The following is a 16066-nucleotide window of genomic DNA, read 5'->3' as shown; positions in this document are numbered from 1 at the left end:
GTTCGAACCTCAGCGGTAGTTGAGAATTTCGTACAGGTTCAGTCGAATAGGCTGGAAACCGACTCTTCCTGGCTGGTTCGGTTGATGGCTTCGCCGATCAGGCTTGCCGTGCTGACAACGCGGATGTTGTGGGCTGATTGAACAGCCGTCGTCGGCTGGATGGAGTCGGTAATCACCAGTTCGCGCAGCTTCGAGGAGGTGATGCGGGTAACCGCGCCGCCGGAGAGAACGCCGTGGGTGATATAGGCGGTAACGCTTGCAGCCCCCTGCGCAAGCAGCGCGTCGGCGGCGTTGCAGAGCGTGCCGCCGGAATCGACGATGTCGTCGATCAGCAGACAATCCTTGCCTTCAACTTCGCCGATAATGTTCATGACTTCGGATTCACCCGGGCGGTCGCGGCGCTTGTCCACGATCGCCAGCAGACAGTCGAGGCGCTTGGCGAGCGCGCGGGCACGAACGACGCCGCCGACGTCCGGCGAAACGACCATGACGTTGCTGATGTCGTGATTTGCCTTGATATCGCGTGTCAGGACCGGGATAGCGTAGAGGTTATCCGTCGGGATATCGAAGAAGCCTTGAATCTGGCCAGCGTGCAAATCGAGTGTCAGCACACGATCGGCGCCGGCTTCCGTGATGAGGTTCGCGACGAGCTTGGCCGAGATCGGCGTACGCCCCGAGGCGCGGCGATCCTGACGGGCATAGCCGAAATAGGGAAGGACGGCGGTGATGCGGCGCGCCGACGAGCGGCGCATCGCATCGATCATGATGAGCAGTTCCATGAGGTGATCGTTCGTCGGGAAAGACGTCGACTGGAAGACGAACACGTCCTCGCCGCGGACATTTTCCTGGATTTCCACGAAGATTTCCTGATCGGCAAATCTTCTGACGCTGGCTTTGCCCAATGGCACGTTGAGATAGTTGCAGATCGCTTCGGCGAGATGCCGGTTCGAATTGCCTGCGAAAACCTTCATCTTGGTCCGCCTATTACCTGCTGATAGCCGCGCTTTTTAGCCAGCTTGCTCCTGAATGCAAGGGCTAAGGCGTCATCTGCGCCTATATTTCTAAAAAGCTTGTGGCTTAACCGCCACGAGCGTCGCGCCACGTCGAGAATTCGGTGATGGTTTTCGAGGCGATTTGCTGCATGACCGACGCGGGAACGCCGGCCCAGGGATCTTGCGCTTGCGAGGGCACGCTTTCCTTTCCCTGAATGCGGTGCAACCGAGCGCCCCCACCGTCGAGAACGTCCCAGACGTAGACCACCGTGACCTTACCGCTATCAGAAAAGGCGGAGAGATACCCCTTCAGAATGTAGGCGCTGGAGCTGTCGTTCGAGCTCTTGATCGAAAGGCCGTGCGAGCGGGCCTCGGCCCCGAGCTGGCGCGAAAGCGGCGTGACGGCCTGGACCGGCGCGCCGATGATCGGCAGGAAGCGGACGGTCGTGCCGCGTGCCGAGGGGGAGTTGGTATTCAGCATGGCAGTCTGGGTTTGCTGCCGCGACGGCTCACGCGGGGGCGTTTCCCCCATGTCTTCTTCTTCGGCCTGGGCATTGGACACAGGCTCAGGCAGCGTCTCGGCTTTTATCGGAGCGGCGGCGGCGGGCGAGGGCGGGTCGTTTTCCAGCGCCATAGCCTGGGCTTCCATCGTGGTCGGTGGTGCGCCAGAACCCTGCCGGTAGCCCGTCTGGTTGTAGGCAGGGTGATATCCGTTCGACCGCTGTTCGGAGGCAAAGGCCTGCTGGCGTGGCGCCGCGCCTGCCATGCGCTCTACGTCGCCCTGCGTTACCGGCGATGAACGGATGCTTCCGGAGGGTTCGCCGATGTCGACCAGGGGAACCAGGGCATCGGTTGTGTTGCAGGCGGATAGGGCAAAGCAGGCAAGGAGCATCGGCGCAGTCGCAACTCGCGTCATCCCTCGTTTCATCCTTCCCAGTGCCGGCCCCATCCACTTTATGAAGGCCGGCGCCGGTCTGTGTCAATTCCGGATTCTTGGCCAGCAATGGTTTGCGTCAGACGTTGATGAAGTCCAGAAAATGGCGCGAAAGGGCGCGGGGCACGTCGTCGGTCGTCAGATAGGTCTGCCCGAGGGTCATCGCCGTTCCCGTGTCGGAATCCATGATGATCATGTGCACGAAGAGCGACATGTTCGGCTCGATCGGCTGCGGATTTCCGACGTGGAACATCTGATGCTCCATCCAGGACGGCGAGAAACGGGCGCCCAGAGAGTAGCCGCAGGCGTTGAGACGGTGGCGGGAAAGGCCTCGTTCATCCATGATTTTCGCGTGCATATCGAAAACATCGCCGAAGCTTTGGCCCGGCTTGAGGACGGTCTCGATCGCCTGGATCGTCTCGAAGCAGGCATTGTAGAGTTCCCGGTGGCGATAGTTCGGTTCGCCGATGACGATGGTACGCATCATTGCCACATGGTAGTGCGCGTACGCGCCTGCCCATTCGAGCGTCAGCTGATCGTTCGCATCGAGCTTGCGGCGGCCGGCCTTGTAGCGGCAGAGCAGTGCGTCCTCGGCGGAGCCAATGATGAATTCGTTCGCCGGGTAGTCGCCGCCACCGGCAAAGACGGCGCCCTGCATGGCGGCCAGAATGTCGGCTTCGTCCGCACCTGGCTTGGTCAGCGTTAGCGCCGCATCGAGCGCATCGTCGGCCAGGGCGGCCGCGCGTTCGACATAGGCGACTTCGGCCGGGCTTTTGATCAATCTCAGGCGGCTGACGAGATAGGAGGCGTCGACGATCTGTCCGAACGACGTCAACTGCGCATCGAGCATCCGGGCAACGCGGCCCGTCATGCCATGTGTATCGTACTCGACGCCGATCCTGGCGCCGAGCAGGTCCATCTCGACCAACAGGTTCCTGAGGTCGACGGTCGGGTCGGCATTCACGCGGTCGACCCAGATTTGGACATTTTCCAAGATAGAGGTGTGCTTGGCCTGGCGCAGGTCGGCGGAGCGCGTGATCAAGGCCATTGTCCCGTCGGCCTTGACGACAAGCGTCTGGAAGAAGCAGTAGCCGAAGGTGTCGTAGCCGGTCAGCCAGTACATGCTTTCCTGCGCAAAGAGCAGCAGGGCGTCCAGCTTTTCTTCGCGCATTCTATCGGTCAGACGTGCGAGACGGACGGCGAATTCGGGTCTGTCGAAGTGCAGGGCCATGCCGCTTAAATCTCCCTGATTGCGATTGCAGAAATTTGCCGGCCGTAGTCCGGCTCCTTGTTATGTGTGGTCCGGCGATAAGAGAAGAATCGCTCGGTGTCGGGATAAGTGCAGATCCCCAGGGTTTCTGCGCGGACACCGGCGACGCGCAGCCGATCGACAGTCAGCGCCGGCAGGTCGAACATCGCGTGCCCCGGCTTTCCTGAGGACACGAAGTAGCGCTCGTAAGATGGATCCAGTGTGACAAAGCGCTCCACGAATTCCGGGCCGACCTCGTAGCTCGCCTGGCTGATCGATGGCCCGAGGCAGGCAACGATTGCCTCCCGCTTCGCGCCAAGTCGGACCATGGCGTCAATCGTGTTCTCCAACACGCCGGTTAGGACGCCTTTCCAACCGGCATGAGCGGCACCGATGACACCGTTCGTCGCGTCGGCGAAAAGGATGGGTCCGCAGTCGGCTGCCAGAACACCAAGCGCTATGCCGGGGGTTGCCGTTACCATCGCATCTGCTGCTGGCCGGGATCCGTCATAGTCCTTGTCGACGATGACCACATCGGGAGAGTGGACCTGGTGCACGGTAGCGAGACGCTCGACAGGCAATTCAAACCAGTTTGCCACGCGGCGGCGGTTCTCCTGAACCTTCTCGCGCTCGTCGTTCGAGCCGAGGCCAACATTCAGGCCGCGATAGATGCCGTCCGAAACGCCGCCTTCCCGCGTAAAATAGCCATGGAGAATCGCGTCACCGGTTGTCTCGCTCAGCAGCGTGCTTTGGATCGGTGCCGGAGATGCTGCTTGTGTCATTAAAACTTCCAAGATTGCTTGAACTGCTTATGCGCCATTTTCGGATGGCGAAGCCCGTCGGTTGCGGCGGATGTTGGCGAGCGGCGCTTGCGCTGTCAATCCGCTGGACGGAAGGGCATCAAATCCACGGCCGGGTGAGAGACCGCCATGACCTTGAAGAGTTCGCCCATGCGCCCTTCGCCTTCGCCGGCAAGTCGATCGACGGCGGTTTGGATAATCTGGCGCGTATGTGCTTCCCGGTCTCGGCCAAGCGCCGCTGCGCGATCGAGAATGCCGAGGCCGACAAGAAAATCGCCCTGGTGAAGCATGCCGTTCAGGTGAACGCCAGCCGAGGTGGCGGCCTGCGCCAGGGCCTGGAAATCGACGTGGCTCGTAAGGTCGGCTTCGCCCGGATGTGCCAGCGGCGGGTCATACTCATGCATGCGCACCGCCTGCAGCGTATCGCCGTAGCCACTTACGAGGTGCCCGTAGTCGATGGCGACAGCCGTTCCCCCATATTCCTTCAGCCGATCGCAGATCGCTACCATCACCGACTGGCGAGCCGACGAGATTTCAAACAGCGTTCCCGGGAGCACATCCTCTTCCGGCGAGGGCAGAAGGCCTGGATCGATCCCTGCCACCCCGACGCCGAAGGCCAGTTCACCGCCTGCGTCGACGCCGACCATGCGCTCGCGGAACCCTGTCGTCGTCTTCACGAACTGACGGATCGGAATGGCATCGAACAATTCGTTCGCCGCGACGAGCGAAAAACCCGGCGTCACGTCGTCGAAACCTTGATGCCAGCTGACCTTGTCGCGATACGACGCAAGCGTTTCCTGCTGGATGTCGCGCAGACGCTCGCTCGTTTCGACGAGGTGCACCGTCATGTCCTCAAAGAGCGGCGGTGCTATGCGGGAAATGACGCGCAGCATATCCGACATCATCGTGCCGCGACCGGGGCCGATCTCGACAAGACGGACACCTCCAGGGGTTCCGTGTCGCTGCCAGGCATGGACGATGAAGACGCCGATCATCTCGCCAAAAAGCTGGCTCACCTCCGGCGCGGTGACGAAGTCGCCCGAGCGCCCGAAAGGCTCGCGGGTCCTGTAGTAACCGTGTTCGGGATCGGCGAGGCACAGCGAGAAAAAGTCCGTGACGCTGATCGGGCCGTTTGCCTGGATGATCGCCTTGATCTTCTCACCGAGCGCGGTGCTCATCGATACCTCCTGTCCGGCTGCGTTCAGTGCTGCAAGGCAGCCTGACGGCGGGCCAAAAGCATGGCCCAGATTCCCAGCAGAACCATCGGCGTGGAAAGCACCATGCCCATGGTGAGCCAATTGGTGCCCAGCAGGTAGCCCAGCTGGGCATCCGGTTCGCGGAAGAATTCGACGAAAATACGAGAAAGTGCGTAGCCGCAGACGAAGACGCCGGTGACGAAGCCCGGCGCCTTCAGGGCGCGGAAGCCGTAGATCAGAACGGCGAGAACCAAGAGCAGCACGATGCCCTCCAGCCCAGCCTCATAGAGCTGGCTGGGATGGCGAACAAAGTCGCCGCCAGGGCAGTAGCCGTTGGTCTTCTCAATGTACTGATTGCAGAAAACCATGCCCCACGGCGCATCCGTCAGGCGACCCCACAGCTCACCATTGACGAAGTTGGCGATACGGCCGCAGAACAAGCCGATCGGGACGACCGCCGAGACGATGTCGAACAGGCTCCAGATCGGTATGCCGTTGCGACGTGCGAAGATGATCATCGCGATCGTGGTGCCCGTCAGTCCGCCGTGGAACGACATGCCGCCGTTCCATATCTGGATGGCTCGGATCGGGCTCTCGATCACTGCCGGCATGTCGTAAAACAGGATGTAGCCGATGCGCCCGCCGAGAACGATGCCGAGAGCGACCCAGATGATGAAATCGTCGAGCTGCACCTTGGTGATCGGGGAAACATCGCCTGGCCATAGCTTGTTGTTTGCGGCGATCAGACGGCCATAGTACCAGCCGAGCATGATGCCGGCGACATAGGCAAGTCCGTACCAGTGAATTGAAAGCGGGCCGAGCGAAAAGGCGATCGGGTCGATCTCGGGGAAGGGCATGATCGCCAGGAGATTGGCTGCTGTCGGCAAGGGTTTCCCATTCGCTGGCGTGAGCCCTACGGAGTGGCCGGTCGGACGAACGCAGTTCAGTTCAAGGCGTCCTTTGCGACTTTCTAAAGGCGCGCCAAGCTCGATGTGGGCGGAAGATGGCGCTGCTATCAAAAACGGTCAAGTCGATTGTTGGCGATCGCGGCGCACGGGCAGGCTTATCCAGAGCAAAGCGCTTGCATCCTTAGCGGCGAAGCCCTACCTCATTCTTGAAAGGCCCCAAAGGCCGCACGTTGTATGTTGTAAAGGGAGAACACCGCCATGACGACTGGAGCAAACCGCATCATGGACGAGTTCGCCAAGCTGATGACGGATGCCGCCGGCGCGGCCCAGGGTGTGCGCAAGGAAATCGAGACAGCCTTCAATGCGCAGGCGGAGCGCTGGCTCAATACTCTCGACGTCGTCAAGCGCGAGGAATTCGAGGTCGTGCGTGACATGGCGATCAAGGCGCGCGATGAAAACGACGCCCTCCTTGCCCGGATCGCCGCCCTTGAAGCGAAGCTTGCAGCCAAGGGCAAATAATTCCCGTTGTGACACAGGCCGTGGTGTGACCTTTATGAGACACGCCGCGGCTGTGACTTAAAAACCGGGTGTCGTTATCCACCTGTGGACACTGCCAAAAAGATCAATGGGCAGAGTCATTTAAACCCTCCTTCTGAATGGAAACCCGAAAAGCTTTCCACAGTGCCGTTCCCTAAAACGGCTGTGAGGGGCTGGCGCGTCGCCTAGCCCGTTATACACTGATTTTAAATGATGATTCGAAGCAGTTGATAAGCTCCAGGCAGGTTTGACTGCGTTAAGTCTGGTAGCGGTTCAACGGTCATCAGGGTTGGTGGTTCCGGCTGTTGCGTGTGTTCTCCTTGTGTCTCGTTGAGAAGTTGGTTCGCATTCACTCCGGTCAAGAAGGTGCTGCATGAGCCTCATGGAATTGGAAGTCGAGCGTCAGTCGAACCCGGTCGATATGATCGAGTACGTCGCCGCCAATAACGACTGGTCTTTCGAGCGGTCGGGCGATGACGAGATTGCGATGACGGTTGAAGGGAAGTGGACCGACTACCACGTTTCCTTTTCCTGGATGGAAGAGTTTGAGGCGCTGCACCTAGGCTGCGCCTTCGACGTCAGGGTTCCCGAACAGCGTGTCAACGAAGTCACCAAGCTCCTGGCCGCGATCAATGGTCAGGTGCTGATGGGACACTTCGACCTCTGGCGCCAGGAAGATGTCATCATTTTCCGCCAGTCGTTGCTGCTTGCCGGTGGTGCCGAGCCGACCAATCGACAGGTCGAGGTTCTGCTGGCTAGTGCACTCGACACTTGCGAGGCGTATTATCAGGCCTTCCAGTTCGTGATCTGGTCCGGCATGGAAGCGAACCGCGCTATGGAAGCGGTTCTCTTCGAAACGGTCGGCGAGGCGTAAATGTCATCCGCATCTTCAGGTCCTGTCGTTCTCGTCGGTGCCGGCAACATGGGGGGCGCGATGCTCTCCGGCTGGCTCAAGAGCGGCGTGGCCGGTTCCTCCGTCGTCGTCATCGATCCCGCCCCGTCGGAGCAGATGATGAAGACGATCAACGATGCCGGCGTGACGCACGTCATCTCGGCCCCGGCAGGGTTGACGGCAGGCGTTCTTTTCCTTGCGGTCAAGCCGCAGGTAATGGATGGCGTGCTGGCGCCGGTCAAGGCAACGGTCGGACCGGAGACGGTCGTCGTGTCCGTTGCCGCTGGCAAGACATTGTCGTTCCTTAAAAAGCATCTCGGCGAGGCTGCGATGGTGCGCGCCATGCCGAATACGCCGGCCATGGTCGGTCGTGGCATTACGGGTGCGTTTGCCAATGCGCGCGTCACAGATGCGCAGCGCGAGCTAGTCCATTCTCTGTTGCGTGTATCCGGTCCGGTCGAGTGGGTTCCAACCGAAGCCGACATCGATGCCGTCACGGCCCTGTCGGGAAGCGGACCGGCGTATGTGTTTTATCTCGTCGAGTGTATGGCAGAGGCAGGCCGTAAACTTGGCTTGCAGGCGGACCTTGCCATGCGTCTTGCACGGGAAACTGTCGCGGGGGCTGGTGAGCTTTTGCACCAGTCCCCCGACGACGCCTCGCGGTTGCGCCAGAACGTGACCTCGCCGGGCGGCACGACGGCTGCCGCGCTTTCCGTCCTTATGGCCGAGGACGCGATGCAGCCTCTTTTCGACAAGGCCCTTGCAGCAGCACGCAAGCGTGCCGAAGAGCTTGCCGGCTGAGGACATCCAGACCATGGCTGACGAAATCACCTATGCCGACTTCGAGCGTGTCGACATCCGTGTCGGGACGATTGTCGAGGCAACTCCGTTCCCGGAAGCGCGCAAGCCGGCCTTCAAGCTGTTGATCGACTTCGGGGCGGAAATCGGCCTTAAGAAATCATCGGCCCAGATCACCGTTCACTATACGCCCGAGAGCCTGATCGGTCGGCAGGTTCTCGGTGTGGTCAACTTTCCGCCGCGACAGATCGGCCCAGTTCGCTCAGAAGTCCTGACCCTCGGTTTCGAGGACGAAGCGGGCGCGATTGTTCTTGCGGCACCGGACAAGCCAGTGCCGAACGGCAAGAAGCTGATGTGATCAGTGGATATCGCGCGACAGCGGGTCGGTCAGCGAGAACGCATGGAATACGGCTTCAAAGCCGGCGCGTTGCGGCGAGCAGAATGCCGGGCCGACGGCAACCTGCACCAATGCCGGATCGAACCAAGCAAGCCGCGCCATGCGCCAGTCCTCCATCCGGTCTGTTCTGTATTGAATGAACAGGGCATCGCCGGTTCGCGTTACGCGCACGCCCATGCGCTCGAATGCATGGTCGAGCCGAAAGGCTGACCAGTCGGAGTTGCCATTGGTCACGACGACGCTGAAGTGCATTGCTCCATCGGTATATTCGATCCCGCATTTCATCCAATGCGTCGCGTCGGCCCGAACCATCATGCCGGCCTGGTCGTAGAGTTCCTCATAGCGTGCGGAGAAGGATACTTCGGCCGAAAAGTCGCCGCCTCTTCGCTGATGCAGGAAATGCCCGTCGTCGCGGTGAAAGCCGTAGTAGGTTCCTTGCCAGAAGTCCGTCTTCGGTCCAGACCAGACATGCAGGTCGCCGTTGCGCTCTTCAAAGCGAGGCGGCGGGTTCAGCCATGTCATTCGCGCCGTATCGATCATCATCTGTTTTTTCACGCCGGTAGGCGCACGGTCGCCCGCAGACCGCCCAGAGGGCTGTCGCCGAGCGTCACGTTGCCGCCGTGGCTTCGGGCGATGTCGCGGGCAATGGCAAGACCGAGGCCCGTGCCCGAGGCGTCGAGATTGCGCGCTTCATCGAGCCGGAAGAATGGCTTGAAGACATCCTCGCGGTTCTTCTCGGGAATGCCTGGACCATCGTCGTCAAAGGTGATCGTCAGCCACTTGGCACTGTGTTTGGCGTTGACGTCGAGGGTGGTGGCGTAGCGGCGAGCATTCGAGGCGAGGTTCGTCACAAGGCGCGCGAAGGCGTTTGGACGCACCGCAATGCCGTCATCGCCTTCTATGGAGTATTTGAGTGTCTTGCCCTCGTGAAGTTCGAAATCGGTCTCAAGCTTTGCAAAGAGGTCGCTGAGCTTCATTTCGCCGACGTCTTCTTCGACCTCGCTTCGCGCGAAGGCCATGTAAGCCTCGAGCATCGATTGCATGTCATTGATGTCGTCGTTCAGGCCGTGCAGGTCGGGATTGTCGCCGGCCAGCGCCAGTTGCAGCTTGAAGCGGGTCAGAATCGTGCGCAGATCGTGGCTCACACCGGTCAGCATCGCCGTGCGCTGCTCCATCTGCCGCTCGATGCGCTCGCGCATCAGAATGAAGGCGAGGCCTGCGCGGCGAACCTCGTCTGCACCGCGCGGGTGGAAGTTGTCAGCCTTCTGGCCCTTGCCGAAGCTTTCTGCTGCGTTTGCGAGCGCAAGGATCGGCCGGATCTGTCCCCGCAGGAAGAGGATCGATATGCCGATCAGCACCAGCGAAGCGCCGACCATCCAGACGATGAAGATGTGGGTGTTGGAGGCGTAGGTGGAGTTGCGTCTTGCCAGCACGCGAAGGATCTTGTCTTCGAGCTTGATGCGGATCTCGACGAGGTTGGAATCGCCCAGCGTGTCGATCCAGAACGGGCGTTTGACCTGGTCGCTGATCTCGTCGCTCAGGATGCCATCAAGGATTGAGAAAAACGGCTTGGTGCGTGGCGGCGGCAGGTCGCCGTCCGGTTCGATCGAGATCTGCAGGCCCAGCTGGTCGCGTGCTATGCGCGTGACCTCGCTGTAATCAGTATCCTGTGGATAGGTCTCGATGATCTGGATGACCGCTGCGATGTCGCGTGTGACCGCAGCAGAGAGGCGCTGCGTCACCATCTGCCAGTGGCGTTCCATGAACAAGGCCGCGACGACGGACTGGAGCAGCAACATCGGGATGATGATGATGAGAAGCGAGCGGACGTAAAGGCCGGTCGGCAGGTAGAGCCGTAATCTGCGGATCATCGACCGCCAGCCGCGGGCGGGCGGGCGGTCCTCGCGCCGAAGGGAGTCGAATGTCACCATTTGGTCGCTGGTCCTGGGGTTGCGACTGTCAATCGATGCTCAACCGGTATCCTATACCACGAACCGTCTGCAGCCAGACCGGATTTGCGGGATCGTCCTCGATCTTGCGTCGCAGGCGGTTGATCTGCACATCGATGGTGCGCTCGCCGACATCGACATCGTTGCCGATGAGCTCGTGCCGCGGAATGGTATCGCCGGCGCGCTTGGCAAACAGCAGCATGATTTCCTGCTCGCGATCCGTCAACCGGACCACTTCGGAGGCCTTCTTCAGCTCCTTGCGCGTCAGGGAGAAGGTATATGGTCCGAACATCACCTGTTCGATCTTCGGCGCATCGTTGGAGACATTGCGGCGCAGGATGTTGTTGACGCGCAGCACGAGTTCGCGCGGGTCGAAGGGCTTGGCCAGATAATCGTCGGCGCCGGCCTCCAGTCCGGCGATGCGACTGCCCGACTCTGCCAGTGCCGTCAGCATGATGATCGGCACGTTCTTGATCGTGCGCAGATCCCTGGTCACGTCGATCCCGGAATCGCCTGGCATCATGACGTCCATGATGATGAGGTCGAAGTCCAGTCCGGCAAGCTTGCGCTGCGCTTCCGCGCCGTCCGCGGCCACCGTCACCCGGAACCCGTTCTCGGTCAAATAGCGGTTCAGCAGGGCACGGATACGCGTGTCGTCGTCCACAACAAGCAAGTGCGCAGCGTCGTCCGAAATCACTGTCTTTGTCGCCATTCAGTCTGCTTTCGCGTTTTGTCTGTTCCGCATACCCCTCAGGAAGGCCTTTATGCCTTCCCGTACCTCAGGAGAAGCTCCGTCGAATGCTCTCTCAATACGGCGCGATTGCGGCTCTGCCAGAGCAAGGGCCAGCTCGCGCCCCAGCTTGGTAGGATAGAGCTTGCGCTGCCGCCTGTCTTCAGGCCCTGCAATCTGGCGAATATACCCCGAATCGATGAGTTGTTTGAGCACTCTTGCGAGACTCTGCTTGGTAATCTTCAATGTATCCAGCAGATCGGCAACCGTCATACCGGGGTTGCGGTTAACAAAGTGAACGACACGGTGGTGCGCCCGCCCGAAACCGATCTCCGCAAGAATGGCGTCGGGATCGGAAACGAAGTCACGATAGGAGAAAAACAGAAGCTCGATGATCTCGAAATCGATGCTTTGCGTGTTTTCCATCGGCATCTTCAGCGGTTCGGGCTTGCCCGCCTTCGGGCTCGTCTGGCGTGCCAACTTGGCATTTCCTTTCTTGTTGCGCACCGTGCGGGAAGCGCTCGTTAAAATATGTCAGCATTGTTGACGTATCTCTGCGCCGTTGCTAGCTTCCCCAAGCGTTGCGAAGCCGGAAGAGGACGCCATTTCCACTGGAAATTTGGCCTGACTTCGCAAACTTCACTACAATGCGTAATTTTCCCCTGCGTGAGTGGATAAAACGTATTGGGGACAACAATCAACAGCAATGGCGTGCGGGCGCCGGAGGAGTGAGAAATGGCTTCAGTTCCCTTTGATCAATTGGATGGCGAAATCTGGTTCAACGGTGCGTTCGTGCCCTGGAAAGACGCAAAGATCCACGTGCTGACCCATGGTCTCCACTACGCAAGCGCGGTATTCGAGGGGGAGCGCGCCTACGGCGGTAGGGTTTTTAAGCTCACGGAACATAACCAGCGCCTGCACACGTCCGCGCAGATCCTCGGCTTCAAGGTGCCTTATTCGGTTGCTGAACTGGATGCGGCGACGATCGAGCTCCTGAAGCGCCAGGGCTTCTCCGATGCCTATGTCCGGCCGATCGCTTGGCGCGGTAGCGAGATGATGGGCGTGTCCGCTCAATCGAACCGCATCAACGTCGCGATCGCCATTTGGCAATGGGGGAGCTACTTCAATCCGGCAGAGAAGCTGAAGGGCATCCGGCTCGACATTGCCGAATATCGCCGGCCCGATCCGAAGACGGCGCCGTGCGCCTCGAAGGCTGCCGGGCTCTACATGATCTGCACCATTTCAAAGCATGCGGCCGAAGCCAAGGGGTATGCCGATGCCATGATGCTCGACTATCGAGGCCAGGTGGCGGAAGCGACGGGTGCAAATATTTTCTTCGTCAAGGATGGCGTTATCCATACGCCGACGCCCGATTGCTTCCTGAACGGCATCACCCGACAGACAGTGATCGAGCTCGCGAAGCGTCGCGGTATCGAGGTGATCGAGCGCGCCATCATGCCGGAGGAGCTTGCGGATTTCAGCGAGTGCTTCCTGACGGGCTCTGCGGCAGAGGTGACGCCGGTCTCGGAAATCGGCCCGCATAAATTCACGCCGGCAACGATCAGCGAAACTTTGATGAACGACTACATAAAAGAGGTATGCCCGGCGGCCGCTGCAGCGGCCGAGTGATCGTTAAGAGCAGGAGCGGCCGAGTTCCTCGCGAGCTCGGCCGTTTTTCGATGCGCTGTCTACCTTGCGCGAGCGGCTACTGCGCCGACGATCGTCGACAGGATGCCGCCGCCGATCAGGCCGCCGATTCCGTCGGCAATCAGACCGCTCATTGCGGCTTCGCCGCCGACCATGCTGAGAAGCATGCCGCCACCAATGCCACCGATTGCGCCGGCGATCGTCCGGGCAACGGCATTGATTGCAACCTGCTTCAGTGCGCCGCTTGCGACATTGCCGCCGACGGCCCCTGCTATCACTTGTGTGATGATGGGCAATAAGGCTTCCACGATTTCCCTCCTTTTGCGTTTCCTCAAAACGCCACTGCCGGCTGCGCGGTCCGAAAGGATAGCCAGCCATACAGGCGATCCGACGTCCGACCGGGAGCAGGGATATCGTCTGAATATCAGTATTTTATCATGATTGAATATGGAGTGGAATGGAGAGCAACCCATGCGTGAAAGTTTTCCACGCTGTCCCTTGGAAAAAAGGCGCCCGAAGGCGCCTTTTCCATGTCGTGCGTCAAAATCAGTCGTAGACGTAAACAATGCGACGGGTAGCGGGATCCACAAGGACCGGCCGATCGTTGATGCGGACATATCGATACTGATAGTCCGGAATTTCCTGGAATGTCACATCGCCCGGCAGCGCTGCACCGACGACGACATCACCGCGGAGGCGGACGGTCTGAGCCGGATTGGTTTGAACATAGGTCGTGACCGTCTCAGGCGGGCTGATGGCCTCGACAGAACCAACCGGTCCCAGCAACTCGTCGCCTGGAGCCGGGTCGGGAGCGACGCTTGCCGTCGTCTCGTAGGTCACAACAGGAACGCCGAGATCGACTTGGTGCTGCTCGACGATGACGCTGCTGCCACCCTGTTGAACTTGCAGATACTCGGCATAGACCCAGCCACGGACGCCGTTGACGTCAACCCGGCACCAGCGGCTTCCCTGGATGCAGCCGTCCAGAATCGCCTGGGAACCGCGCGTCGCTATGCCGAGGGATGGGTACTGCGGACCAGGGCCGGCACGAACGTTCAGATCGTTGATGGCCGTGGCAGCCATGTCCGCCTGGGCAAGACCGGCGCTTCCCACGACGATCGCGCCAGCCAGGAACAGATTTCGCTTCAGGGTCATCTCGTTTCTCCTTGTCTTATACAGCCAAGTAACGTTTGGCTGATGGCGAGGTTCCCCTGCGGTGGGCTTCGCCGGTAAACGATTGTATCGATGTGTTAAACTCCAGGGCGGCTGGTGGCCGAACAAAATCGCGGGCTGCGCGCGGCGCAGTTTCGGACTATAGCGACACGGGACAGAGACAAGCGAGGCACTCATGGGCATGCTCCAGGCCGGCATTATTCCGGTGACACCCTTTCAGCAGAACTGCACGATCCTCTTCGATCCGGAGACCAAGGAAGGCGTCGTGGTCGATCCCGGTGGTGACGTGCCGGCGATCATTGAGGCCATCACGGCGAACGCGCTTGACATCAAGGCGATCTGGCTGACGCACGGCCATCTTGACCACGCCGGTGGTGCCAAGGAGCTCAGGCAAGCCTTGGGCATCGATATCGTTGGCCCGCACGAGGACGATCTTCCGCTGTTGCAGCGGATCGAGGCGCAGGCGCAGAAGTACGGCCTGCCACCGGGCATGCACAACGTCGTTCCGGATCGCTGGCTGAAGGATGGCGACAAGGTTTCTTTCGGCACGCACGAGTTCGAAGTGTATCACACACCGGGCCACGCGCCGGGCCATGTCATCTACTTCAATCGCGCGCAAAGCTTCGCCCATCTGGGCGACGTACTCTTCAACGGTTCCATCGGTCGGACGGATCTGCCAGGTGGCAATCACCAGCAACTGCTCGACTCCATCCGCGACAAGGTTTTGACGCTGGGCGATGACGTTGGTTTTATTTGCGGGCACGGGCCGGGCAGCCGGATCGGTGACGAGCGACGCAGCAATCCCTTCCTGCAGCAGATCTGAGCACCAACAAAACAAAAGCGCCGCTGAGTGGCGGCGCTTGGTGTTTGATCATGCGTTCAGACATCAGCCGGCGTTGCAGAAGTGGCTCCGGCCGTCATTGCCGATAAACGTGCCGCTGCGCGGATCGAACGACCGGTAGCGGTAGGAGCAGTAGCGTTCCCACTGCGCAGTCCAAGGCTCGACGTCGGCAGCGACCGGACGATAGTAACGGGGCGGGGGAGCGCGATAGACCGGCACTGCTTCGTATTCCGGCTCATAGACCGGCGGATCGATATAGCGCGGCTCATCATAACGCGGCGCGCTGGCGATGGCAGAGCCGACGATCAGACCCGTTGCAAGGCCGACAGCGCCGCCAACAAGCGCGTCATCGCCGTGGTGATGACGATGCCAATCACCAGCCGAAGCAACGCCGATCGATGATACCGTGAGGGCAGCAGCGGTTGCCGTCATAAGGAGGGTCTTCGCAAGCCTGTTCATTTGTCTTTCCCTGTTTTAACCGATTCCGGTTCTGCACCTTGATGATGGCAAGGTAAGGGCTGCGATCTGAATACAGGCTGAATGACAAAACCCGGCATTGCTGCCGGGCTCAACTCGAATTGACAGCGTTGGCTGGAGGCTCAGCCTGCGATCTGCAGGTTGACAGCCTTGGGGCCCTTGCCGCGGCGGTCCGGCTCCGTGTCGAAGCTAACCTTCTGATTCTCCGTCAGTCCGGCCAAGCCAGAAGCCTGAACGGCAGAAATGTGTACAAAGATGTCGGCGCCGCCCTTGTCCGGTTTGATGAAGCCAAAGCCTTTGTCGGTGTTGAAGAATTTTACAGTGCCAGTCTCGGCCATGCGTCAGGTCCTTTTATCTCCGCCCGCCATCCACACGGGCAGCATCACTGATAATGCCTCCTCGCGGAGACGTTGGCAGGCAATCATTGAAATGTGAGAAAAAGGTCCCCTCTAGCACAACCAAGCTCACCACGGGACTGACGCCCGCTTTCTCGGAACTGGCTGACCGGAATATTAGCGTCTCCGGCGCGCACATTCTTAAAGGACT

The 16066-nt window shown here is 60.1% G+C and carries 20 protein-coding genes; 6 read left to right on the top strand and 14 right to left on the bottom strand.

Annotated features, from left to right (window positions below; all coding sequences use genetic code 11):
- Positions 1–38: 38 nt before the first annotated feature.
- The 6 genes from LPU83_RS52765 to lgt all read right to left on the bottom strand — a co-directional run bounded on the left by LPU83_RS52765 (position 39) and on the right by lgt (position 6058).
- Positions 39–971: a ribose-phosphate pyrophosphokinase gene (locus LPU83_RS52765; RefSeq protein ID WP_024313864.1), complete on the bottom strand. Its 933-nt coding sequence runs from the start codon at positions 969–971 to the stop codon at positions 39–41.
- 106 nt (positions 972–1077) lie between these two features.
- The gene (locus LPU83_RS52760) at positions 1078–1908 is read right to left on the bottom strand and encodes a hypothetical protein (protein WP_024313863.1); all 831 of its coding nucleotides are present in this window, start codon (positions 1906–1908) and stop codon (positions 1078–1080) included.
- A gap of 97 nt (positions 1909–2005) precedes the next feature.
- The gene (locus LPU83_RS52755) at positions 2006–3157 is read right to left on the bottom strand and encodes a M24 family metallopeptidase (protein WP_024313862.1); all 1152 of its coding nucleotides are present in this window, start codon (positions 3155–3157) and stop codon (positions 2006–2008) included.
- A gap of 5 nt (positions 3158–3162) precedes the next feature.
- Positions 3163–3957, bottom strand: a complete 795-nt coding sequence (gene pgeF, locus LPU83_RS52750) for a peptidoglycan editing factor PgeF (protein WP_024313861.1) — start codon at positions 3955–3957, stop codon at positions 3163–3165.
- Between the two features lie 95 nt (positions 3958–4052).
- Complete coding sequence (locus tag LPU83_RS52745) at positions 4053–5153, bottom strand: class I SAM-dependent methyltransferase (protein WP_024313860.1); 1101 nt, start codon at positions 5151–5153, stop codon at positions 4053–4055.
- A gap of 23 nt (positions 5154–5176) precedes the next feature.
- Positions 5177–6058: a prolipoprotein diacylglyceryl transferase gene (gene lgt, locus LPU83_RS52740; RefSeq protein ID WP_024313859.1), complete on the bottom strand. Its 882-nt coding sequence runs from the start codon at positions 6056–6058 to the stop codon at positions 5177–5179.
- A 279-nt stretch (positions 6059–6337) separates the two neighbouring features.
- Between lgt and LPU83_RS52735 the strand changes: the two genes are divergently transcribed.
- The 4 genes from LPU83_RS52735 to LPU83_RS52720 all read left to right on the top strand — a co-directional run bounded on the left by LPU83_RS52735 (position 6338) and on the right by LPU83_RS52720 (position 8664).
- Positions 6338–6598, top strand: coding sequence for an accessory factor UbiK family protein (locus LPU83_RS52735; RefSeq protein WP_024313858.1), 261 nt, complete (start codon positions 6338–6340; stop codon positions 6596–6598).
- Between the two features lie 391 nt (positions 6599–6989).
- Positions 6990–7490 (top strand): type III secretion system chaperone family protein, encoded by a 501-nt coding sequence (locus LPU83_RS52730; protein ID WP_024313857.1) that lies wholly within the window; start codon positions 6990–6992, stop codon positions 7488–7490.
- Positions 7491–8309 carry a pyrroline-5-carboxylate reductase gene (gene proC / locus LPU83_RS52725; RefSeq protein ID WP_024313856.1) on the top strand — a complete coding sequence of 273 codons (819 nt, stop codon included), beginning with the start codon at positions 7491–7493 and terminating at the stop codon, positions 8307–8309.
- Between the two features lie 13 nt (positions 8310–8322).
- On the top strand, positions 8323–8664 hold the full coding sequence (locus LPU83_RS52720; RefSeq protein ID WP_024313855.1) for a tRNA-binding protein: 342 nt from the start codon (positions 8323–8325) through the stop codon (positions 8662–8664).
- On the opposite strand, the gene LPU83_RS52715 is transcribed toward LPU83_RS52720, so the two are convergent.
- Genes LPU83_RS52715 through LPU83_RS52700 form a run of 4 tightly spaced genes read right to left on the bottom strand, consistent with a single transcriptional unit; the run spans position 8665 to position 11862 of the window.
- Positions 8665–9246, bottom strand: coding sequence for a DUF1349 domain-containing protein (locus LPU83_RS52715; protein WP_024313854.1), 582 nt, complete (start codon positions 9244–9246; stop codon positions 8665–8667). It abuts the gene before it with no gap.
- Between the two features lie 8 nt (positions 9247–9254).
- Positions 9255–10634, bottom strand: coding sequence for an ATP-binding protein (locus LPU83_RS52710; protein WP_037069911.1), 1380 nt, complete (start codon positions 10632–10634; stop codon positions 9255–9257).
- 28 nt (positions 10635–10662) lie between these two features.
- Positions 10663–11364, bottom strand: a complete 702-nt coding sequence (locus LPU83_RS52705) for a response regulator (RefSeq protein WP_024313852.1) — start codon at positions 11362–11364, stop codon at positions 10663–10665.
- A complete protein-coding gene (locus tag LPU83_RS52700) occupies positions 11365–11862 on the bottom strand; it encodes a MarR family winged helix-turn-helix transcriptional regulator (protein ID WP_024313851.1) in 498 nt (165 codons plus the stop codon).
- A gap of 255 nt (positions 11863–12117) precedes the next feature.
- Here LPU83_RS52700 and LPU83_RS52695 point away from each other — a divergent pair, with 255 nt between their 5' ends.
- Entirely contained in the window at positions 12118–13011 is an 894-nt protein-coding gene (locus LPU83_RS52695; protein WP_024313850.1) for a branched-chain amino acid aminotransferase, read from the top strand.
- A 59-nt stretch (positions 13012–13070) separates the two neighbouring features.
- On the opposite strand, the gene LPU83_RS52690 is transcribed toward LPU83_RS52695, so the two are convergent.
- Together LPU83_RS52690 and LPU83_RS52685 are read right to left on the bottom strand one after the other, a co-directional pair.
- Positions 13071–13337 carry a hypothetical protein gene (locus tag LPU83_RS52690; RefSeq protein ID WP_024313849.1) on the bottom strand — a complete coding sequence of 89 codons (267 nt, stop codon included), beginning with the start codon at positions 13335–13337 and terminating at the stop codon, positions 13071–13073.
- A gap of 238 nt (positions 13338–13575) precedes the next feature.
- On the bottom strand, positions 13576–14184 hold the full coding sequence (locus tag LPU83_RS52685; RefSeq protein WP_024313848.1) for a DUF1236 domain-containing protein: 609 nt from the start codon (positions 14182–14184) through the stop codon (positions 13576–13578).
- Between the two features lie 193 nt (positions 14185–14377).
- Here LPU83_RS52685 and LPU83_RS52680 point away from each other — a divergent pair, with 193 nt between their 5' ends.
- Complete coding sequence (locus LPU83_RS52680) at positions 14378–15025, top strand: MBL fold metallo-hydrolase (RefSeq protein ID WP_024313847.1); 648 nt, start codon at positions 14378–14380, stop codon at positions 15023–15025.
- Positions 15026–15088: 63 nt separating this feature from the next.
- On the opposite strand, the gene LPU83_RS52675 is transcribed toward LPU83_RS52680, so the two are convergent.
- Positions 15089–15502 carry a BA14K family protein gene (locus LPU83_RS52675; RefSeq protein ID WP_024313846.1) on the bottom strand — a complete coding sequence of 138 codons (414 nt, stop codon included), beginning with the start codon at positions 15500–15502 and terminating at the stop codon, positions 15089–15091.
- A gap of 140 nt (positions 15503–15642) precedes the next feature.
- Positions 15643–15858, bottom strand: a complete 216-nt coding sequence (locus LPU83_RS52670; RefSeq protein ID WP_007534130.1) for a cold-shock protein — start codon at positions 15856–15858, stop codon at positions 15643–15645.
- Positions 15859–16066 lie beyond the last annotated feature (208 nt).

Source organism: Rhizobium favelukesii (assembly GCF_000577275.2).
GTDB classification, from domain to species: domain Bacteria; phylum Pseudomonadota; class Alphaproteobacteria; order Rhizobiales; family Rhizobiaceae; genus Rhizobium; species Rhizobium favelukesii.
This window is presented reverse-complemented; position numbering and strand designations above follow the sequence as displayed.